The organism is Shinella lacus (assembly GCF_010994755.1).
In the GTDB taxonomy this organism is placed as follows: domain Bacteria; phylum Pseudomonadota; class Alphaproteobacteria; order Rhizobiales; family Rhizobiaceae; genus Shinella; species Shinella lacus.
This window is the reverse complement of the sequence record NZ_WHSB02000005.1, coordinates 357,437-377,789: the sequence shown is the minus strand read 5'-3', so window position 1 is coordinate 377,789 and position 20,353 is coordinate 357,437. Positions and strand designations below refer to the sequence as shown.

Genomic DNA, 20,353 nt, shown 5'->3' with positions numbered 1-20,353 from the left:
CCCTTTGTTATTCGTCGCCCATCTTGAGCGCCGCGATGAAGGCTTCCTGCGGAATTTCCACCTTGCCGAACTGTCGCATGCGCTTCTTGCCGGCCTTCTGCTTGTCGAGCAGCTTGCGCTTGCGGGTGGCGTCGCCGCCATAGCACTTGGCGGTCACGTCCTTGCGCAGCGCCGAGATGGTTTCGCGGGCAATCACGTTGCCGCCGATGGCGGCCTGGATCGGGATCTTGAACATGTGCTTCGGGATCAGCTCCTTGAGCTTCTCGCACATGTCGCGGCCGCGCTTTTCAGCCGCCATGCGGTGCACCATCATCGACAGCGCATCGACCGGTTCGCCGTTCACCAGGATCGACATCTTCACCAGATTGCCTTCCTGATGGTTGGTGATCTGGTAGTCGAACGAAGCATAGCCCTTGGAAATCGATTTCAGCCGGTCGTAGAAATCGAAAACAACTTCGTTGAGCGGCAGGTCGTAGGTCAGCATCGCGCGGGTGCCGACATAAGTGAGTTCCACCTGAATGCCGCGACGGTCCTGGCAGAGTTTTAGAATGCCGCCGAGATAATCGTCCGGCGTCAGGATGGTGGCGCGGATCCACGGCTCATGGATTTCCTTGATCCGCACGACATCCGGCATGTCGGCCGGGTTGTGTAGCTCGCGCTCCGAGCCGTCATTCATGAACAGCTTGTAGACGACCGAGGGTGCCGTCGCGATCAGGTCGAGATCGAATTCGCGCTCGAGGCGTTCCTGAACGATTTCGAGATGCAGCAGCCCGAGGAAGCCGCAGCGGAAGCCGAAGCCGAGCGCAGCCGACGATTCCATTTCGAAGGAGAAGGACGCGTCGTTGAGGCGCAGCTTGCCCATGGCGGCGCGCAGGTCCTCGAAGTCGGCGGCATCGACCGGGAACAGGCCGCAGAACACCACCGGCTGCGCGGGCTTGAAGCCCGGCAGCATGTGGGCGGTCGGGCGCTTGTCCTCGGTGATCGTATCGCCGACGCGGGTATCGGCCACTTCCTTGATGGAGGCGGTGATGAAGCCGATCTCGCCGGGGCCGAGCGCCTCGACGGTGACCATCTTCGGTGTGATGACGCCGACGCGTTCCACCTGGTATTTCGCGTCCGTGCCCATCATGCGGATGGTCTGGCCCTTTTTCAGCACGCCATCGAGAATGCGCACGAGCACGATGACGCCGAGATAGGTGTCGTACCAGCTATCGACGAGAAGCGCCTTCAGCGGCGCGGTCTCGCCGCCCTCGCTCTTCGGCGCGGGCAGCTGGTGGACGATCGCCTCCAGCACGTCGGGAATGCCGAGACCGGTCTTGGCCGAAATCAGCACGGCCTGCGATGCGTCGATGCCGATGACCTCCTCGATCTGCTCGCGGATGCGGTCAGGCTCGGCCGCCGGCAGGTCGATCTTGTTGAGGACGGTCACGATCTCGTGGTTGTTGTCGATCGCCTGGTAGACATTGGCGAGCGTCTGCGCCTCGACGCCTTGCGAGGCATCCACCACGAGAAGCGAACCTTCGCAGGCCGACAGCGAGCGCGACACTTCGTAGGCGAAGTCGACATGGCCGGGCGTGTCGATGAGGTTCAGGACGTAGGTCTCGCCATTGTTGGCGACATAGTGCAGGCGCACCGTCTGCGCCTTGATGGTGATGCCGCGTTCCTTCTCGATATCCATGTTATCGAGGACCTGTTCCGACATTTCGCGCGCGGCAAGGCCGCCGGTCGTCTGGATCAGACGGTCGGCGAGCGTCGATTTGCCGTGGTCGATATGGGCCACGATCGAAAAATTGCGGATATGGTCGAGGGGCGTCGAAGATTTGGTGCTCATGCGCGCCATATAGCAGCGGCCGAGATTCCCGCAAAGCGGTAAATGAACCGTTGTATGACCGGGATGTCCGCTATTCCCGGGCGTTTTCGCCCTCGACGAGCGCACCGGCATTCGGCACCTGCGCACTTCTGATTTCGAAGCTTTCCCGCGCCGCCACCGGCACGGTCTCGCGACGGCGCAGCCGATGGGCGACGAAGGCGGCGTAGAGGAGTGCTACGGCCATCGCGGCATAGATGAAGGTCTTGGGTCCGTAGATGGGGGTGAGCGCCGTCACCGCCAGCGGAACCAGGGTCGCGGACGCCGACCAGGCGACGAGCAGGGTGGAGGCGAGCGGCACGAAATCCTCCGGGTCCGTGCGGTCGTTGGCATGCGCATTGGCGATCGAATAGACGCTTTCGACCGCACCGGCCCACAGCGCGAAGACCAGCATCAGGATGAAGAACGCCTGGAAGGAGACGAAAAGCGCCACGACCGCCGTGCCTGCGATCAAAAGGCAGGTGAAGATCAGCACGATGCGCCGGTCGATGCGGTCGGACAGCGTGCCGAGCGGATATTGCACGAAGATCAGGCCGAACTGCATGACGAACATCAGGAGCGCGACGTCCGTCTGGCCGACATTGTTGGTGGCGGCATAGATCGGTGTAAAACCCTGCACGACCATGGAAAGGCCGCCGGCGGCGAGAACGCCGATCAGCGCCACCGGCGAATTGCGCCACGTCATGGCGAAATCGACGCTGACGCGGGCGGGTGCCGGCGGCGTCGGCAGGCGAGTCAGGCCGATCGGCAGCAGCGCGATGGTGGTGACGAAGATGGTGACGAGCGGCGCGAGGTTGCCGTCGGCCGGCATCTGCCCGAACAGCCATGCGCCGACGCCAAGGCCCAGCACATAGGCCATGTAGAAGAACGACATGGCCTTGCCGCGCCAGCGGTTGTCGGCCGCATGGTTCAGCCAGCTCTGCGTGATAATGAAGTTGGAATTGCCCGCCATGCCATAGATGCAGCGCGCGAGCACCCAGAGGAGCGGGTTGACGCCGAGCGCCACGAGGAAGGCGGCGATGATGACGAGGGCGAGAGAGCAGGAGAAGGCGCGGGCATGGCCGACGCGCCGGATGACCGGGCCGGCGATGACGCAGCCGACGAGCCCGCCGAAGGCGATGGCCGTGACAGCGGCACCCGGCGCCCAGGAGGGTGCGACGGCGCGCGACAGGACATAGGGCACATAGGCGAGCATGATGCCGTTGCCGATGGCCACGAAGGTCATCGAAACGACGATGGCGGTGATGGAGAAGAGCGACGATGCCCGTTGCGTCTCACCTGTCATCCGTCCGTCCTCCCGATTCTGCCGCGCCACCTTATCCGCCCGCCCGGTGTCGCATTGTCGCCGGAGCGGCATGAGCGGAATTTATTTTCAGATCGGGTCATGCCCGTTGACTCCATTATAAGAGAGAATTATTCCATAATAATGGAAAACGAAACTGACCCCTTGGAAAGCGCCATCGGCGAGCGGCTGCGGCTGCTGCGCACCGCGCGCGACCAGACGCTGGACGACCTCGCAAGCGCCTCGGGCGTCAGCCGGGCGATGATCTCGCGCATCGAACGCGGCGAGGCGAGCCCGACGGCGCAGCTGCTGTCACGGCTTTGCGCCGCGCTGGACCTGACGCTCTCCGCCTTCTTCGCCTTTTCGCAAGGCGACGGCGAACCGCTGTCGCGGCGCGAGAAACAGACCGTCTGGCGCGATCCGGAGACGGGCTACCAGCGCCGCGCCGTCTCGCCGCCGAGCACGGCGTCCCGCGTCGAGGTGGTCGACGTGGAATTTCCGGCGGGCGCCCGCATCGCCTATCCGCCGGAGACGGCGAAGGCGGGCATGACGCAGCATGTATGGCTGTTTTCCGGCACGCTCCGCATGACGATCGCCGGAACGGTACACGACCTCGCCCCCGGCGATTGCCTCTACATGAGCATCACCGAGGGTCATGTCTTCGAAAACCCCGGCACCGAGCCGGCCCATTATGCCGTGGTGCTGGACCGCGGCCGCAACTGAGATAGTCGAGGAAACGATGAGCGACATAAGGCTGCTCGATCATGAGGAAACCCGCGCCCGGCTGGGCGAGCTTGCAGAAGTGCTGTCGGATTGCGTCACCGGCGGCGCCTCCGTCGGCTTCATGGCACCCTATGGGCCGGCCGATGCGCTGCCCTTCTGGGAGGGTGTGGCCGCCGCGGTCGGCGAGGATGCGACCCTGCTTTTTGCCGCCGAGCGTGCCGGCCGCATCGTCGGCACCGTGCAGGTCGGCATTCGCCAGATGCCGAACCAGCCGCACCGGGCGGATGTGAAGAAGCTGCTGGTGATGGAAAGCGAGCGCGGCCGCGGCCTCGCCCGCGCCCTCATGACAGCCGCCGAAACGGAAGCCGCCCGGCGTGGCAAGACCGTGCTCGTGCTCGACACTGCCACCGGCAGTCCCGCCGAAACCGTCTACGAGAAGCTCGGCTGGCAACGCGCCGGTGTCATTCCGGACTATGCGCTCTACCCCGATGGAAGCTATTGTGCGACGACGTTTTTCTACAAGCGGATCGGGGAGGGCGCGTAGGCTTCAGTGCCAAACCCCGTTCCACCTCTTTTATGGACACGGGACCCATGACCTTTTCTCCCTTCGACCACCCTTATCTTTCCGGTCTCCTGGGTGACGGCGAAATCGCCGCGCTGTTTTCGGCTGCTGCCGAACTGGAAGCCATGCTCGCCTTCGAGGTGGCGCTCGCAAAGGCGGAGGCGGCAGAAGGCGTGATCCCGCAGGACGCCGCCCTGGCGATTTCGGACACTGCGCACCGCTTCTCCCCCGACATTGCGAGCCTGCGGACGGCAACCGCCCGCGACGGCGTCGTCATTCCGGATCTGGTGCGCCAGTTGCGCGCCGCCGTCGGCGAGCCGCACGGCAAACACGTCCATGTCGGCGCTACCAGCCAGGACGTCATCGACAGCGGGCTGATGCTGCGGCTCGCGCGCGTGCTGCCGATCCTCGAAGGCCGGCTGGAGGCGCTTTCCGCCAGCCTCGATGGCCTCGCCGCCGAGTTTGGCAATCGCCCGCTGATGGGCCGCACCCGCATGCAGGCGGCAATCGAGATCACTGTCGCGGGCCGCATCGAATCATGGCGGTCACCATTCGCGCGCCACACCGGCCGGCTGAAAGACTTCGCCAAGGACGGCCTCGCGGTGCAATTCGGCGGCGCGGCCGGCACGCTGGAAAAGCTCGGTGCCAAGGGGCGCGCGGTGCGCGCGGCGCTCGCCCGCGAACTCGGCCTCGCCGATGCCCCCCAGTGGCACAGCCAGCGCGACCGGATCGGCGACCTTGCCGCACTCCTCGTGGCCATCACCGGCAGCCTCGGCAAGCTCGGCCAGGATGTCGCGCTAATGGCCGATCGCGGCGACGAGATCGCGCTTGTTGGCGGCGGCGCTTCCTCCGCCATGCCGCACAAGCAGAACCCGGTCGGCGCCGAAGTGCTCGTCACACTCGCGCGCTTCAATGCCGCCCAACTCGGCGGGCTCGCCCAGGCCGCGGTGCACGAGCAGGAGCGTTCGGGGGCAGCCTGGACGCTCGAATGGCTGATCCTGCCGCAGATGGTCGCCGCCACCGGCGTATCCCTTCGCCTTGCCGGCGAGCTCATCGACTCCGTCAAGCGGCTGGGGGCGGTATAGGTCAAATTCATAATTTATAAGTTATGAATTTTACGGATATTTTCATTTTACATCACCGTTTCATCTGGCAATCTGGCAAAACGCTCTTTTGCGACTGGACCGGGCAACGGCTGGGAGGCCGGCCCATCAGGGAGGAAAACATGAAGAAATTTGCGATCGCCGCGCTGGCGGCGGCACTCATGGGCGGCGTTGCCCAGGCCGATACGATCAAGGTCGGCGTCGTCGGGCCGTTTTCCGGCCCCTTCGCGCTCCAGGGCAAGAATTTCAAGGCCGGCATCGACGCTTATATGGCGCTGAACGGCAGCACGGTCGGCGACGATACGATCGAGATCATCTACCGCGACATCCCGACCGCCGACCCCGCCCAGTCCAAGGCGCTGTCGCAGGAACTCGTCGTCAAGGAAGGTGTGCAATATTTAGCCGGCTTCTATTTCACGCCGGATGCCATGGCCGCCACGCCGCTGCTCGAACAGGCGAACGTGCCGATGGTGGTGATGAACGCCGCCACCTCGGCCATCGTCACCAAGAGCCCCTTCGTGGTGCGCACCTCGTTCACCACCTGGCAAACCTCCACGCCGATCGCCAAGGTCGCCTTCGACGGCGGCACGAAGAAGGTCATTTCCGTCGTCAGCGACTATGGTCCGGGCGTCGACGCCGAAGCCGCCTTCAAGGCCGGGTTCGAGAAGGCGGGCGGCGCGGTCGTCGAGGCGATCCGCATGCCGCTCCAGACCAACGACTTTTCGCCGATCATGCAGCGCATCAAGGATTCGGGCGCCGAGGGCGTCTTCGCCTTCCTGCCCTCCGGCCCGACGACGCTCGGCTTCGTCAAGGCCTTCAACGAAAACGGCCTCAAGGATGCCGGCATCAAATTCTTCGCGCCGGGCGACCTGACGCAGGAATCCGACCTGCCGGCGCTCGGCGAGGCAGCCCTTGGCCTCCAGACCACCTTCCACTACGCCGTCTCGCACGATTCCGCGGAAAACAAGAAATTCGTCGAAGCCGCCGCCAAGGCGATCGGCAACCCCGCCGAACTCTCCTTCCCCGCGGTCGGCGCCTATGATGGCATGCATGTCATCTACAAGATGATCGAGGCGACCGGCGGCGAGCAGGACGCGGCCAAGGCCGTCGATGCCGTAAAAGGCCTCTCCTGGGAAAGCCCGCGCGGGCCGGTGACGATCGACCCCGAGAGCCGGCACATCACGCAGAACATCTATCTGCGCGAAGTGGCCAAAGCGGAGGATGGGACGTATTACAACAAGGAAATCCAGACGTTTGAAAAGCAGGGCGACCCCGGGTTGGCGGCGGCGAAGTAGCCCTATTTTCGTGGGGTTGCGCTTGGGATGTGGATCCTCGGGTCAAGCCCGAGGATGACGAAGAAGAGCGATGGCGGATCAGGGCGATCGCTTTGCATGCCGCACGGCTAGCCGACGCCTTCGTTGGGCTTGCGACCTCTCCTCCCCACCGTCATCCTCGGGCTTGACCCGAGGATCCACCCGACCCGGCACGCCTTGTAGGATTGAATAGCCGACACCAGGACGGAAACATGCAAACGGTCTTCAGCATCGGTGTCGATGCCCTTGCCTATGGCATGGTGCTCTTCGTCATCTCCATCGGGCTTTCGGTCACCATGGGCTTGATGCGCGTCGTCAACCTGGCGCATGGCGCCTTCGCGATGATCGGCGGCTACATCGCCTCCTATGCCGCGCGCGACCTGGGCCTCGCTTATGCCTTCGCCGTCCTCATCGCCGTCGTCGGCACCATCCTCATCGCCATCCCCATCGAGCGCCTGCTCTACCGCCGCATCTATGGCCAACCGGAGCTGACGCAGGTGCTGATGACCATCGGCATCACCTTCTGCATCATCGGCATCGCCAACTATATCTTCGGCCCGACGCTGAAAACCATCCCGACGCCGGAGACGCTCCGCCAGTCCGTCAGCCTCGGCTTCCGCACCGTCTCGGCGCACCGCCTCTTCGTCATCGCCTGCGGCCTCGCGGTGGCCCTCGGCCTCTGGTATTTCATCGAGCGCACGGCCTTCGGCGTGAAACTGCGCGCCGCCGTTGACAATGCCGCGATGGCCGCAGCACTGGGCGTCAAGACGCAGGTCGTCTATGCCGTCAGCTTCGCCGTCGCGGTCGGCCTGGCCGCCTTCGGGGGCGTGGTGGGCGCGGAGCTGTTGCCGATCGAACCCTATTATGCGCTCCGCTATATGGTGACTTTCCTCGTCGTCGTCTCGGTCGGCGGCGCGGGCTCCATTCCCGGCGCGCTCGCCGCCTGCCTGCTTCTCGGCGCCATCGACACGGCGGGGCGTTACCTCATGCCGGAATTCGGCGAGTTCTTCTTCTATCTCGCGGTCATCGCCATCGTCTGGATCTTTCCACGCGGCCTCGCGGGGAGGGCGAAGTGATGGCACTGCTGACAACATCCCTTTCCACCACCGGCGACCGCCGCGCCCGGCTGACGCGCGACGCGATCGGCGTTCTCGTCATCGCCGCCTTCGCCCTCGTCGGCTATTTCCTCTTCCCGAACAATCTGGCGCTGCTCACCCGCATCACCGCGATCGCGCTGCTGGTCCTCTCACTCGACCTCGTCACCGGTTATTGCGGCGTCGCGACGCTCGGCCATGCCGCGCTCTTCGGCGCCGGCGCCTATGGCGCGGGCATCGCGGCCGCGCATTTCGGCATCACCGACCCGATCGCCATGCTCGCCGTCGGCATCGTTTCCGGCGCGATCGCAGGGCTCATCTCCGGCGTCGTCGTGCTCCGCGCGCATGGCCTGCCGCAACTCGTGCTCTCCATCGCCATCATCCATCTCGCGCACGAGGCCGCCAACAAGGCGTCCGGCTGGACCGGCGGCAGCGATGGTCTTGCCGGCATCATGCCGGATGCCGTCTTCGGCCTTTGGCAGTTCGATCTCTGGGGCCGCACGGCCTATGTCTTCGGCATCGTGTTGCTCATTGTCGCCTTCGTCATTCTGCGCCAGATCGTGCGCTCGCCCTTCGGCATGCTCTGCCGCGGCATCCGGCAGGACCCGGTGCGCGTGCGCGCCATGGGCGCCTCGGTGCACGGCACGTTGATCAAAATGTACGCCATTTCCGGCGCCGTGGCTGGCGCCGGCGGCGCGCTCAATGCCATCTCGACGCAGGTCGTCGGCCTCGACAGCCTCTCCTTCACGCTGTCGGCCGAAGCCCTCGTCATGCTCGTGCTCGGCGGCACCGGCTCGCTCTACGGCGCGCTGATCGGCACGATCACCTTCATGTGGTTCGAGGACGTCGTTTCCGCGGCAAACCCCTTCCACTGGCTCACCATCGTCGGCGCGCTTTTGATCGCCGTCGTGCTCTTCGCGCCGAAGGGCCTTTATGGCTCCGTCGCCGCCTATTTCGAACGCCGCGGGAGGAAGGGCCGATGAGCGCGATCTTCGACGTCCGAAACCTCAGAAAGATGTTCGGCGGCCTGGCCGTCACCAATGATGTCTCGCTCTCGATGGCGCCGGGCGACCGCGTCGCGCTGATCGGCCCGAACGGCGCCGGCAAGACCACCTTCGTCAACCTCGTCACGGGCAATATCCTGCCGAATTCCGGCACTGTGACGCTCGGCGGCGAGGATGTTACGCGCCTCGGGCCGACCCAGCGCGTGCGCCGCGGCCTCGTGCGCTCCTTCCAGGTCACCCGCCTTTTCTCCGAGATGACGCCGGAGGAGCATGTGTCGCTGGCCATCCTCCAGCGCGAAGGCCGTTCGGGAAAAATGTTTGCGAGCCACCGCGCCATGCCCGGTGTGATGGACGAGGCCCATGCCTTGCTCGCCAAGCTCGGCATCGCGCAGCTTGCCGGCCACCGCGTCAGCGAGATCGCCTACGGCCAGCAGCGCCTGCTGGAACTCGCCTTGGCGCTGGCGCTGAAACCCAAGGTGCTGCTGCTTGACGAACCCGCCGCCGGCGTGCCGCAGAGCGATACGGCACGCATCGAGCAGGCGATCGCCGACCTGCCGGCCGATCTCGCCGTGCTGATGATCGAACACGACATGGACCTCGTCTTCCGCTTCGCCAAGCGCGTCATCGTGCTGGCGGCAGGCGAGATCATCTTCGACGGATCGCCGGATGCGGTGACGAAGGACGCCCGCGTCCGCCAGGCCTATCTCGGGAGTTATGCCGATGCCCGCAGCGTCGCTTGAAATCGCCGGCCTTTCCGCCGGCTATGGCCAGACGCGCGTGCTGGAGGACATTTCCTTCTGCGCCGGCGCCGGCCGAAAACTCGCCGTGCTCGGCCGCAACGGCATGGGCAAGTCCACCCTCTTCGCCACGCTCGCCGGCCAGACGAAACGCTACGGCGGCGAAATCCGCCTCGGCGGCCAGCCGATCGAGGGGATCGACAGCGCATCGCGCGCCCTAAAAGGCCTCGGCTACGTGCCGCAATCGCGCGACGTCTTCCCGACGCTGACCGTCGAGGAAAACCTCTTCGTCGGCCTGAAGGCGCGGCCGCGTTCGGCGATCGAGGAGGCTTATGCCATGTTCCCGCGCCTCAAGGAGCGGCGCAAAAACCTTGGCTCGCAGCTTTCCGGCGGCGAACAGCAGATGCTGACGACCGCCCGCACCATCCTCGGCCAGCCCTCTGTACTGCTACTCGACGAGCCGCTGGAAGGCCTCGCCCCCGTCATCTGCGAGGAACTGATGGCCGCTTTCGGCACGCTCGCCGCCTCCGGCGAAATGACCATCCTGCTGGTCGAGCAGCGCATCCAGAGCGCGCTCGATTTCGCCGACGCTGTCATTATCCTCGAACGTGGCCGCATCGCCTGGACTGGCACGCCGGCGGCGCTTGCCGCAGACCAGCACACGGTCGAAACCCTGCTCGGCGTTGGCGGCCTGCACTGAGCCGCAGGCGCCTGTTCCGCGCGGAACAGCGGGCGGCGGGGCGATGTGGGAAAGTCTGATCACTGGATGAGAGAGGCTCATCCCTCACAGAGATCAGGAGAGACCCCCATGCGCAAGATCATCGTTTCCGCCACCATCGCCCTCGTCGCCGCTGTTTCCTTCGCCGCCCCGTCGCAGGCCGGTTACTACAGCTATGGCTACAAGCCGCATTGCTTCGTCAAGAAGATCCATTCCTACGACTACTACGGCAACCTGATCGTCAAGAAGATCAAGATCTGCAAGTAAGCGTCACCCTCGCTGACCTCCCCGAAGGCCCGGATGTTCCCCTGCATCCGGGTCTTTTGCCGGGGAGGTCAGATGTCGAAGAACACCGTTTCCTTCTCGCCCTGCAGGTGGATGTCGAACCGGTAGCTGTCGCCGTCGACGGCGGCAATGAGCGTCGGCACGCGCACGCGGTGTTCGATGCGGGCAAGGACGGGGTCCTCTGCATTGGCCGCTTCCTCGTCGCCGAAATACAGGCGCGTGTTGAGGCCGAGATTGATGCCGCGGGCGACGATCCAGAGCGAGATATGCGGCGCCATCTGGCGGCCGTCCCTGAAAGGCACGCGGCCGGGCTTGATCGTCTCGAAACGGTATTCGCCGGTCTCGCCATGGGTCGGGCAGCGGCCCCAGCCGGAAAAGTTGGGGTCGGCGCTGCCGCGCAGTTCCGAGGGGCTGTTGTAGAGGCCGGCGGCATCCGCCTGCCAGATCTCGATCAGCGCGTCGCGCAGCGGCGTGCCGGTGCCGTCGAGCACGCGGCCGGTGATGGTGATGCGCCGGCCGAGCGTCTCGTCGTTGACCATGGTGGTGCCGAGATCATTTTCGTAGACGCCACCGATGCCGGCGAAATTCGGCGTCAGGCCGATATGGACGTAAGGCCCCGCGGTCTGGGAGGCGCTTTCCTTGAGCGTGCCGAGGGTCTGCACCATCAGTTGCCCTCCATCCGGTTTTCGAAGAGCGTCGAGCGGCGGCCGCGCAGCACGATGTCGAACTTGTAGGCGCGCGCATCCATCGGGATCGTGTTGCCCCAGTCGAGGGCCGCGACCAGCTGCTCGATCGCCGCCTTGTCCGGAATGGTCTGCACGATGGGACACTTCCAGATCATCGGGTCGCCCTCGAAATACATCTGCGTGATCAGCCGCTGGGCGAAACCATGGCCGAAGACGGAAAAATGGATATGCGCCGGGCGCCAGTCGTTGACGCCGTTCGGCCAGGGATAGGGGCCGGGCTTGATGGTGCGGAAGGCGTAATGGCCGTCTTCATCGGTAATGGTGCGCCCGCAGCCGCCGAAATTCGGATCGAGCGGCGCCAGATAGCTTTCCTTCTTGTGGCGGTAGCGCCCGCCGGCATTGGCCTGCCAGAATTCGAGCAGCGCGCCCGGCACCGGTCGCCCCCGCTCGTCCAGCACGCGGCCATGCACGATGATGCGCTCGCCGATGGCGCTCTCGCCGGCTTTGGCGAAATTGTGAATCAGGTCATTGTCGAACTCGCCGAGGATCGCGTGCCCGAAGACCGGGCCGGTGATTTCCGACACCGTTCCGTCGAGCGACAGCAGCGCCTTTTGCGGCGAGCGCAGCACGGAGGTCTTGTAGCCCGGCGTCAGTCCCGGCGGATGCCATTGGCGATCGCGGGAGAAGAATGCGCCCGTTTCGGGTTTTCTGTTGGAAAGGTCCGTCATTGTCAGGCCGCCTTTTCCGCGTCCAGTTCCTCGAAGACATGTTTGGCGATCTTGATCGCCCGATTGGCCGCCGGCACGCCGGCATAGATCGCCACATGCAGCAGCGCCTCGGCGATGTCCTCGCGGCTGGCGCCCGTATTGGCCGTCGCGCGCACATGCATCGCCACCTCCTCGTCATGGCCCAGCGCCGCCAGCAGCGCGATCGTCACCATGGAGCGCTCGCGCTTCGTCCAGCCCGGTCGTGACCAGACCGTGCCCCAGGCGCCTTCGGTGATCAGCTCCTGGAAGGGCTGGTCGAAGGCCGTCGCCGCAGACGAGGCGCGGTCGACATGGTGGTCGCCGAGCACCGCGCGGCGGGTCACCATGCCCTGGCGGTAGCGATCGGAAAAGGTATGGGCATCAGCCATTTGGCTCGTCTCCGGCAGGTAGGGTGGCGATGAAGGCGCGGATCATCTCGGTCAGCATTTCCGGCTGTTCCACGCAGGGAATGTGCCCGGCATCCTTGATGACTTCGTAGCGGGCGCCGGGGATGAGCTTTGCCATGGACAGCACGAGATCCGGCGGCGTCGAACCGTCCTGGTCGCCGACGATGCAAAGGGTCGGGACAGAGATGCGCTTGGTGGTCTCGGTAAGATCGGTATCGCGCACCGAAGCGCAGGTGGCAGCGTAGCCAACGGCCGACTGGCGGGTGAGCATGGTGCGATAGCCGTGATAGGCAGCGTTCTCCGGGCGGCGGAAGGCCGGCGTGAACCAGCGCTCCATGACCTGGTCGGCAAGGCTTTCGATGCCCTTGGTCTCGACACTTTCGATACGGGCGTTCCACATGTCCGGGGTGCCGATCTTGTGCGCGGTGTCGCAGAGGATCAGTGCCTTGACGAGATCCGGCCGTTTCGCCTGCAAGCCCTGCGCGATCATGCCGCCGATGGAGAGGCCGCAGATGATCGCGTCCTTCACGGCAAGCCGGTCGAGCAGAGCTGCGAGATCGAGCACGTGGTCGTCGATCGAATAGGGAACCTGGCCGAGATCGGAAAGGCCGTGGCCGCGCTTGTCATAGGTAATGATCGGGAAGTCGCCGGCAAGCCGCACCACGACGTCGCGCCAGATGCGGAAATCGGTGCCGAGCGAATTGGCAAAGACGATGACCGGCCGTCCGGCGGGGCCGCCGATAAGCTGATGGTGCAGGATGACGTCGTTGACGGTTGCAAATTGCACGTCTCTCTCCTCCGATCTTTCCAGATTGATCCCTTGATCTGGTTAGGTAAAATGATATTTCATGCCATTTCGTTAACTTGGGGGTTATGAAAGCCGTGGTCGATAGCCGTATCAAGTTCCGCCATCTGCAAACCTTTGTCGAGGTGGCGCGCCAGAAGAGCGTGATGAAGGCGGCCCAGCTCCTGCATGTCAGCCAGCCCGCCGTGACCAAGACGATCCGCGAGCTGGAGGAGGTTCTAGGCGTCGCCGTCTTCGAGCGCGACGGCCGCGGCATCAGGATCACCCGCTACGGCGAAGTCTTCCTGAAGCACGCCGGCGCGGCTCTGACGGCGCTGCGCCAGGGCTTCGATTCCGTCTCGCAAGCGCTCTCCGGCGATGCCCCGCCGATCCGCATCGGCGCGCTGCCGACGGTCTCGACGCGCATCATGCCGAAGGCAATGCGGCTCTTCCTGGAGGAGGGCACCGGCGCACGGATAAAGATCGTCACGGGGGATAATGCCGTGCTGCTCGAACAGTTGCGCGTCGGCGATCTCGACCTTGTCGTCGGCCGGCTTGCGGCGCCGGAGAAGATGGCGGGGTTTTCCTTCGAGCATCTCTATTCCGAACAGGTGGTGTTCTGCGTGCGCGCCGGCCATCCGCTGCTTGCTGGCGGCAGCGCGGTCTTTGCCGGGCTCGATACCTATCCGGTGCTGATGCCGACGCGCGCCTCGATCATCCGCCCCTTCGTCGAAAGTTTTTTGATCACCCACGGCATTGCCGGCCTGGCGAACCAGATCGAAACCGTCTCCGACGCCTTCGGCCGCGCCTTCGTGCGCGAAAGCGATGCGATCTGGATCATTTCGGAAGGCGTCGTCGCGGCGGATATCGCGGAAGGCGCGCTTGCCGCCCTGCCGATCGATACCAGCGGCACAAAAGGCCCCGTCGGCCTCACCATGCGCACCGACGCCGTGCCCTCCCTGCCGCTCGCTATCCTCATGCAGACGATCCGCGAGGTGGCGGGCACGGTGTCGCCGACGGGTTGAGACGCCGTCGCGCCTTCGCTAGGAGTGGCCATGGGAAACGAACTCGACCCGTTTCGCGCGGTAATCGTCGCGCGTCATCCCGATCTCGCGACGGCGTCCTTCCGGCTGCTGCCGGGCGGCTGGCATTCACGCGCGGTCGCGGCGGACGAGCGCCTGGTCTTCAAATTGCCGCAGGGTGCGGAAGCGGAACAGGCGCTGCGCCGCGAGGCCTCGATCCTCGCCGCCGTGCGCCCGCATGTGACCGTGCGCGTTCCGGATTTGTGCCTGCATGAAGGCGAACCGCTCTTCTCCGAGCACGCGATCATTCCCGGCGAGCATCTGGAGACGGCACAGTATGAGGCGCTGCCGGACTCCGCGCAGCAGCAACTCGCCGACACGCTCGCCCGCTTCTACGCCGAGCTCCATTCCCTCGATCGCGGCGTGATGGCGGCGGCCGGTGCGCGGCCTGTCGAGCGCTGGCTCGATGCCGATGCGATTGCTGCCGGTGCCTTGCCGCTTCTGCCAGAGGCGCTGCACGGCTTCGCAGAGAAAACGATAGCCGGCTGGCGCGCCCTGCCGCCGGACCCCCATGGCGAAACCTACGGCTTCTTCGACGGCCACGGCTGGAACATGGCCTTCGACCATGCCGCCGGCCGGCTGAACGGGATTTACGATTTCGCCGATTCCGGCTTCGGCCCGCTGCAGCAGGATTTCATCTATTCGAATTTCATCAGCCCGGACCTGACGGCGCGCGTCGTCGATGTCTACGAGCACCTGACCTCCCGCCCGCTTGACCGCGTCCGCATCCATCTCCTCACCGGCGTGCACCGCCTCTGGGAACTGGCCGCCCTTGCGGACGCGCCCGAACACCACCCCACGATGATCGCCTCGGTGGCGGCCTGGGCCAGACGTCAGTAGGGCAGGCCGACGTAGTTTTCCGCCAGCACCGTCTCCGCCGCGCACGAATGCGTGAGATAGTCCAGCTCGGCCTCCTGGATTTTCTGGTCGAAATCGCTCGCCTCGGGAAAGCGGTGCAGCATAGTGGTCATCCACCAGGAGAAACGGACGGCCTTCCAGACCCGGGCGAGGGCGCGCGCCGAATAGGCGTCTATGCCGGCGTTGGAGCGGTCCTGATAGTGCTCCATCAGGCCAGAAAACAGGTAGTGCACGTCGCTGGCCGCAAGGTTCAGCCCCTTGGCACCGGTGGGCGGCACGATATGCGCCGCATCGCCGACGAGGAACAGCCGGCCGAAACGCATCGGCTCGGCGACGAAGGAGCGCAAGGGTGCGATCGATTTCTCGAAGCTCGGGCCGGTGACCATCGCCTCGGCATGATGGGCGGGAAGCCGGCGGCGCAGCTCGTCCCAGAAGCGGGTGTCGGACCAGGCCTCAATCTTCTCGTCCAGCGCCGCTTGGATATAGTAGCGGCTACGGGTCTGCGACCGCATGGAACAGAGTGCGAAGCCACGCGGATGGTTGGCGTAGATCAACTCTTCGCTCACCGGCGGCACTTCGGCGAGAATGCCGAGCCAGCCGAAGGGATAGACCTTTTCGAAGGTGCGGATCGCCGTCTCCGGCACTGCCTTGCGGCTCGCGCCATGAAAACCGTCGCAGCCGGCGATGAAATCGCAGTCGATGCGATGCGTAAGGCCATCCTTCTCGTAGGTGACAAAGGGCGCGGCGCCGTCGAAATCGTGCGGCGTGACATTCGCCGCCTCGTAGATCGTAAGCCGGCTATCGGCTTCGCGCTGCTCGATCAGGTCGCGCGTCAGCTCCGTCTGGCCATAGACCATCACGCGCTTGCCGCCGGTGAGATCGAAGAGGTCGATGCGGTGATCGCGACCGTCGAAGGCGAGCGAAAACCCGTCATGCGGCAGGCCCTCGGCCCGCATACGGCGGCCGACGCCCGCCTTCTCCATCAGCCCGACCGTGCCTTCCTCCAGCACGCCGGCGCGCACGCGGCTCAGGATATGTGCCTTGCTGGAGCGGTCGAGGATGACGGTCTCGATGCCGGCATTGCCGAGCAGTTGCCCGAGCAGCAGGCCCGATGGACCCGAGCCGATAATGGCGACCTGAACACGCATGACATCCTCCCGAACTGGCATTCGACAAATTGTCGGGGAGAAGGGCGGGTGCGGGCAATGGACGGATCGGTCCCGAACTTGTACAAATCGAACATTGCGAACCGACGGTGCCGGCATGACCAGACACGTCCCGACATACGATCTCTACGGTGAGCGCACCGGCAATGCGCCGGACTTCTGGCTGCACTGCGAAACGATCCCGTCGCGCAGCAGCCTGCACCGCTATGAGATCGGCCTGCATCGGCACGACAGCTTTTTCCAGATCCTGTACATTTCCGCCGGATCTGGCGATGCGCTGTTCGGCGCCGGGAAGGCGACGCTGAAGCCGCCCGCCGTCGTCACCGTGCCGCCCGGGGTCGACCACGGCTTCCGCTTCTCGCGCGACGTGGACGGCCATGTCTTCACCATGCTCGCCTCGCATCTGCGCCTTGCCGGCGAGGTGGGGCGTTTCGCGGCAGAGCCGCGTGTGACGCCACTCGATGCCGGCGAGCCGGATGGCGCCTTCGTCATCGCGACGCTGGAACGGCTCGCCGCCGAATGGGCGGCCCGGCGCAACGGCCGCACGGACCTGATGGAAGCCTATCTCTCCTCGGCGCTGACGCTGACGGCGCGGCTTTCAGGCCGCGACGATGCGCCGGAGGGCGCTACGGCGCGACGCATGGAGCACCTGAACGGCCTGATCCAGCAGCATTTTCGCGCGCAGCGGCCCGCCGGTTTCTACGCGGAAAAGCTCGGTATCTCGCCGACGCACCTCAACCGAATCGTCAAGGCGGCGACGGGGCTCTCGGCGCATGCCTATATCGGCCGCAAGATGATCGACGAGGCGAAGCGCGAACTGGTCTTCACGGAAATGCCGGCGCAGGAGATCGGCCTGCGCCTCGGCTTCGCCGATCCCGCCTATTTCTCGCGCTATTTCCTGCGCGAGACCGGAGAGACGCCGCGCGCCTGGCGGCTGCGCGAACGGGCGCGGCTTGCTCAATCGTCGGAATAGCGCTCCTCGCGCCACGGGTCGCCGCGCATGTGATAGCCGTTGCGCTCCCAGAAGCCAGCCTGGTCGCCGGGCAGGAAATCGATGCGCGTCAGCCACTTGGCGCTTTTCCAGAAATAAAGATGCGGCACGACGAGGCGCATCGGCCCCCCATGTTCGGTGGAAATCGGCTTGCCTTCCCAATGGGTGGCGAGGATGGCGTCTTCCGCCGCGAAATCGGCCAGCGGCAGGTTGGTCGTATAGCCGTCATAACTCGTCAGCAGCACAAAATCCGCCTCCGGTCGCGGCATGACGAGATCGAGCAGGTCGCGGGTGGAAACGCCTTCCCAGCGATTGTCGTAGCGCGACCAGGTCGTCACGCAATGGATGTCCGAGCGCTTTTGGCTCTGCGGCAACGCCAGAAAATCCGTCCAGCCGAAGGATGTCGGGTTTTCCGCACCGGCCTTCACGTCCAGCCGCCAGTTTTCCGGGCGGATCACCGGCTGCTGGCCGAGATCGAGCACCGGCCAGTTTTTCACCAGATGCTGGCCGGGCGGCAGACGGTCGGTCTCCGGCCGTGCGATACGGCCAGTCAGGAATTTCCCCTCATCGGCCCATTTTCGCTTGGTGCGGGTGAGCTTGCTGTCGTCGTCGCGCATGGCGGTCTCCTGCTGCACTGCAACAGGTGGGGTCGCCCCCTGATGTCTGTCAAGGCCGGTTCAGGCGAGCACCTGCCGCAGCGCCGCTTGTACCTCGCGCATCGCAGGCAGGTAGCGCTCGACCATCTCGCCGGCGGTCGCCAACGCTGCCGGCGCGCCGATATTGAGCGCCGCGACGACCCGGCCGCGGGCGTTTTCCAGCGGCACGGCGATGGAGCAGAGGCCGATTTCCAGCTCCTGGTCGATCACCGCATAGCCCTGCCGGCGCACGCGGGAAAATTCCGCCATCAGGTCGTCCGGGTCGGTCTTTGTGAACGGCGTGTTCGCCGGCCGGTCGGACGCCTCCACGATCGCCCGCGCCTCGGCCTCGGGCAGCGCTGAAAGCAACACGCGGCCCATCGAGGCACAATAGGCGGGCAGCCGCGAGCCCGGCATCAGGTTGATCGACATGACGCGTTTTTGCGCCGCGCGCGCCACATAGACGATCTCCGTGCCATCGAGCACCGAAGCCGAAGCGCTCTGGCCGACCTTTTCGGAGAGCTGGTCGAGATAGGGCTGCACCAGCCGCGGCAGCGGCGTCGCGGAGAGATAGGCATGGCCGAGCCGCAGGATCTTTGGCGTGAGCTCGAAGAATTTGCCGTCATAGGCGGCATAGCCGAGTTCGGCGAGCGTCAACAGGCAGCGCCTCGCCGTCGCCCGGTCGAGGCCGGTTTCCTTCGAGACATCGGTGATGGTGAGCCGCGGTTTTGTCTCGCCGAAGGACTCGATGACCCTGAGCCCTTTGGCAAAGCCGCCGATGAAATCCGTTTCGCGCATTGTGATCTCCGTTAAAGTCAGTTTGTGCGATTATTGAACAAAAGTCAAATAACGCACAAAATGCCTTGCCGCTTTTCCCCTTCGGATTTACCTCTGCTGCAACAACGGGAGATTTTGCATGGACAAGACCATCAAAAGTCTGGCGGAGGCGGTGGCCGGCATCGGCGATGGCGCCACGGTCATGATTGGCGGTTTCGGCGGCTCGGGCGCGCCGATCGAGCTGATCCATGCGCTCATCGACAACGGCGCGAAGGACCTGACCGTCATCAACAACAATGCCGGCAATGGCCGCATCGGCATCGCCGCGATGATCGATGCGGGGCTGGTGCGCAAGATGATCTGCTCCTTCCCGCGATCGACCGATCCGCGCGCCTTCACCGATCGATATCTGGCCGGCGAGATCGAGCTGGAACTGGTGCCGCAGGGCACGCTCGCCGAGCGCATCCGCGCCGGCGGCGCCGGCATCCCCGCCTTCTACACGCCGACGAGCTACGGCACGGAGCTCGCCAAGGGCAAGCCGACCGCCGAATTCGACGGCCGCATGTATGTGCAGGAACGCTGGCTGAAGGCGGATTTTGCGCTGGTGAAGGCGCATGTCGGCGATACGCACGGCAACCTCACCTACAACAAGGCAGCCCGCAATTTCGGCCCGCTGATGTGCATGGCGGCGGCAAAGACCATCGTGCAGGTCGGGCAACTGGTGAAGCCGGGCGGCATCGAGCCGGAACACGTCGTCACCCCCGGCATCTTCGTCGATGGCGTCGTGGAAGTGACGGATGCCCGGCAGGAAGAAGATCTCATCCGCGCAGGAGTGGCCTACGCATGACTGTCGATACACGCGAAGACATCAAGCTTTCCAACGCCCAGATCGCCTGGCGCGCGGCGCAGGACATTGCCGACGGCGCCTATGTGAACCTCGGCATCGGCTTTCCCGAAATGGTGGCGCGCTACCAGCCGGCGGGCCGCGCGGCGATTTTTCACACGGAAAACGGCCTGTTGGATTTCGGCGAGGCGCCGCCGGCCGGCGAGGAGGACTGGGACCTGATCAATGCCGGCAAGAAGGCCGTGACGCTGAAGCCCGGCTCCGCTTTCTTCCACCATGCCGACAGCTTTGCCATGGTGCGCGGCGGCCATCTCGACGTCGCGATCCTCGGCGCCTACCAGGTGGCGGAGAACGGCGACCTTGCCAACTGGCGCGTCGGCTCCAAGGGCGTGCCGGCCGTCGGCGGGGCGATGGACCTCGTGCACGGCGCCAAATCGGTCGTCGTCATCACGGAGCATGTTACCAAGAACGGCGAGCCGAAACTCGTCGAAAAATGCACCTTCCCGCTCACCGGCGTCGGCTGCATCACCCGCATCTATACGAGCCACGCCGTGATCGACGTGACCGGCGGCCGCTTCATGCTGCGCGAGAAGCTGGCGGGCATGACGATCGAGGAATTGCAGGCTATGACGGGCGCGAAACTCCATGTCGACGGCCCCGTCGCCGATCTCGTCGTGCCGGAAATCTGA

General features: G+C 65.0%; 23 protein-coding genes. 14 read left to right on the top strand and 9 right to left on the bottom strand.

All coding sequences use genetic code 11. The annotated features are described in order from the left end of the window. Positions 1-7 precede the first annotated feature (7 nt). Positions 8-1,840 carry a translation elongation factor 4 gene (gene lepA, locus GB927_RS16290; protein ID WP_256118232.1) on the bottom strand — a complete coding sequence of 611 codons (1,833 nt, stop codon included), beginning with the start codon at positions 1,838-1,840 and terminating at the stop codon, positions 8-10. Between the two features lie 61 nt (positions 1,841-1,901). Then, complete coding sequence (locus tag GB927_RS16285) at positions 1,902-3,152, bottom strand: MFS transporter (RefSeq protein WP_256118231.1); 1,251 nt, start codon at positions 3,150-3,152, stop codon at positions 1,902-1,904. Between the two features lie 141 nt (positions 3,153-3,293). Here GB927_RS16285 and GB927_RS16280 point away from each other — a divergent pair, with 141 nt between their 5' ends. From GB927_RS16280 to GB927_RS16240, 9 genes are all read left to right on the top strand, one after another. Continuing rightward, positions 3,294-3,872, top strand: coding sequence for a helix-turn-helix domain-containing protein (locus tag GB927_RS16280; protein ID WP_256118230.1), 579 nt, complete (start codon positions 3,294-3,296; stop codon positions 3,870-3,872). 16 nt (positions 3,873-3,888) lie between these two features. Further along, positions 3,889-4,416 carry a GNAT family N-acetyltransferase gene (locus GB927_RS16275; protein WP_256118229.1) on the top strand — a complete coding sequence of 176 codons (528 nt, stop codon included), beginning with the start codon at positions 3,889-3,891 and terminating at the stop codon, positions 4,414-4,416. 47 nt (positions 4,417-4,463) lie between these two features. Next, positions 4,464-5,519 carry a 3-carboxy-cis,cis-muconate cycloisomerase gene (locus GB927_RS16270; protein ID WP_256118228.1) on the top strand — a complete coding sequence of 352 codons (1,056 nt, stop codon included), beginning with the start codon at positions 4,464-4,466 and terminating at the stop codon, positions 5,517-5,519. A 140-nt stretch (positions 5,520-5,659) separates the two neighbouring features. Continuing rightward, complete coding sequence (locus GB927_RS16265) at positions 5,660-6,832, top strand: ABC transporter substrate-binding protein (RefSeq protein ID WP_256118227.1); 1,173 nt, start codon at positions 5,660-5,662, stop codon at positions 6,830-6,832. Between the two features lie 230 nt (positions 6,833-7,062). Continuing rightward, positions 7,063-7,926, top strand: a complete 864-nt coding sequence (locus GB927_RS16260; RefSeq protein ID WP_256118226.1) for a branched-chain amino acid ABC transporter permease — start codon at positions 7,063-7,065, stop codon at positions 7,924-7,926. After that, a complete protein-coding gene (locus GB927_RS16255) occupies positions 7,926-8,927 on the top strand; it encodes a branched-chain amino acid ABC transporter permease (RefSeq protein ID WP_256118225.1) in 1,002 nt (333 codons plus the stop codon). The genes GB927_RS16260 and GB927_RS16255 overlap by 1 nt, the downstream gene beginning before the upstream one ends. Continuing rightward, a complete protein-coding gene (locus GB927_RS16250) occupies positions 8,924-9,688 on the top strand; it encodes an ABC transporter ATP-binding protein (protein ID WP_256118224.1) in 765 nt (254 codons plus the stop codon). Before GB927_RS16255 ends, GB927_RS16250 begins: the two co-directional genes overlap by 4 nt. Continuing rightward, positions 9,669-10,385 (top strand): ABC transporter ATP-binding protein, encoded by a 717-nt coding sequence (locus tag GB927_RS16245; RefSeq protein WP_256118223.1) that lies wholly within the window; start codon positions 9,669-9,671, stop codon positions 10,383-10,385. The genes GB927_RS16250 and GB927_RS16245 overlap by 20 nt, the downstream gene beginning before the upstream one ends. Positions 10,386-10,493: 108 nt before the next feature. Beyond that, entirely contained in the window at positions 10,494-10,670 is a 177-nt protein-coding gene (locus tag GB927_RS16240) for a hypothetical protein (RefSeq protein ID WP_256118222.1), read from the top strand. A 68-nt stretch (positions 10,671-10,738) separates the two neighbouring features. Here the strand turns inward: GB927_RS16240 and pcaG are convergent, their stop codons facing one another. Genes pcaG through pcaD form a run of 4 tightly spaced genes read right to left on the bottom strand, consistent with a single transcriptional unit; the run spans position 10,739 to position 13,314 of the window. After that, the gene (pcaG, locus tag GB927_RS16235) at positions 10,739-11,353 is read right to left on the bottom strand and encodes a protocatechuate 3,4-dioxygenase subunit alpha (protein ID WP_256118221.1); all 615 of its coding nucleotides are present in this window, start codon (positions 11,351-11,353) and stop codon (positions 10,739-10,741) included. Continuing rightward, complete coding sequence (gene pcaH, locus GB927_RS16230; RefSeq protein WP_256118220.1) at positions 11,353-12,102, bottom strand: protocatechuate 3,4-dioxygenase subunit beta; 750 nt, start codon at positions 12,100-12,102, stop codon at positions 11,353-11,355. The genes pcaG and pcaH overlap by 1 nt, the downstream gene beginning before the upstream one ends. 2 nt (positions 12,103-12,104) lie before the next feature. Further along, a complete protein-coding gene (gene pcaC, locus GB927_RS16225) occupies positions 12,105-12,509 on the bottom strand; it encodes a 4-carboxymuconolactone decarboxylase (protein WP_256118219.1) in 405 nt (134 codons plus the stop codon). After that, on the bottom strand, positions 12,502-13,314 hold the full coding sequence (pcaD, locus tag GB927_RS16220) for a 3-oxoadipate enol-lactonase (RefSeq protein WP_256118218.1): 813 nt from the start codon (positions 13,312-13,314) through the stop codon (positions 12,502-12,504). Before pcaD ends, pcaC begins: the two co-directional genes overlap by 8 nt. A 95-nt stretch (positions 13,315-13,409) precedes the next feature. Between pcaD and pcaQ the strand changes: the two genes are divergently transcribed. Both pcaQ and GB927_RS16210 read left to right on the top strand, forming a co-directional pair. After that, the gene (pcaQ, locus tag GB927_RS16215; protein ID WP_256118217.1) at positions 13,410-14,336 is read left to right on the top strand and encodes a pca operon transcription factor PcaQ; all 927 of its coding nucleotides are present in this window, start codon (positions 13,410-13,412) and stop codon (positions 14,334-14,336) included. Positions 14,337-14,366: 30 nt separating this feature from the next. Then, positions 14,367-15,233, top strand: a complete 867-nt coding sequence (locus GB927_RS16210) for a phosphotransferase family protein (protein ID WP_256118216.1) — start codon at positions 14,367-14,369, stop codon at positions 15,231-15,233. Here GB927_RS16210 and pobA read toward each other — a convergent pair. Next, positions 15,227-16,399 carry a 4-hydroxybenzoate 3-monooxygenase gene (gene pobA / locus GB927_RS16205; protein WP_256118215.1) on the bottom strand — a complete coding sequence of 391 codons (1,173 nt, stop codon included), beginning with the start codon at positions 16,397-16,399 and terminating at the stop codon, positions 15,227-15,229. The two genes, GB927_RS16210 and pobA, sit on opposite strands and share 7 nt — an antisense overlap. Positions 16,400-16,514: 115 nt before the next feature. Between pobA and GB927_RS16200 the strand changes: the two genes are divergently transcribed. Then, positions 16,515-17,390 (top strand): helix-turn-helix domain-containing protein, encoded by an 876-nt coding sequence (locus GB927_RS16200; RefSeq protein ID WP_256118214.1) that lies wholly within the window; start codon positions 16,515-16,517, stop codon positions 17,388-17,390. Here the strand turns inward: GB927_RS16200 and GB927_RS16195 are convergent. Both GB927_RS16195 and GB927_RS16190 read right to left on the bottom strand, forming a co-directional pair. Then, complete coding sequence (locus GB927_RS16195; RefSeq protein ID WP_256118213.1) at positions 17,375-18,025, bottom strand: sulfite oxidase-like oxidoreductase; 651 nt, start codon at positions 18,023-18,025, stop codon at positions 17,375-17,377. The two genes, GB927_RS16200 and GB927_RS16195, sit on opposite strands and share 16 nt — an antisense overlap. Positions 18,026-18,085: 60 nt before the next feature. Continuing rightward, positions 18,086-18,841 (bottom strand): IclR family transcriptional regulator, encoded by a 756-nt coding sequence (locus GB927_RS16190; protein ID WP_256118212.1) that lies wholly within the window; start codon positions 18,839-18,841, stop codon positions 18,086-18,088. Between the two features lie 118 nt (positions 18,842-18,959). Here GB927_RS16190 and GB927_RS16185 point away from each other — a divergent pair, with 118 nt between their 5' ends. After that, on the top strand, positions 18,960-19,667 hold the full coding sequence (locus GB927_RS16185) for a 3-oxoacid CoA-transferase subunit A (protein WP_256118211.1): 708 nt from the start codon (positions 18,960-18,962) through the stop codon (positions 19,665-19,667). Next, positions 19,664-20,353: a CoA transferase subunit B gene (locus tag GB927_RS16180; protein ID WP_256118210.1), complete on the top strand. Its 690-nt coding sequence runs from the start codon at positions 19,664-19,666 to the stop codon at positions 20,351-20,353. The genes GB927_RS16185 and GB927_RS16180 overlap by 4 nt, the downstream gene beginning before the upstream one ends.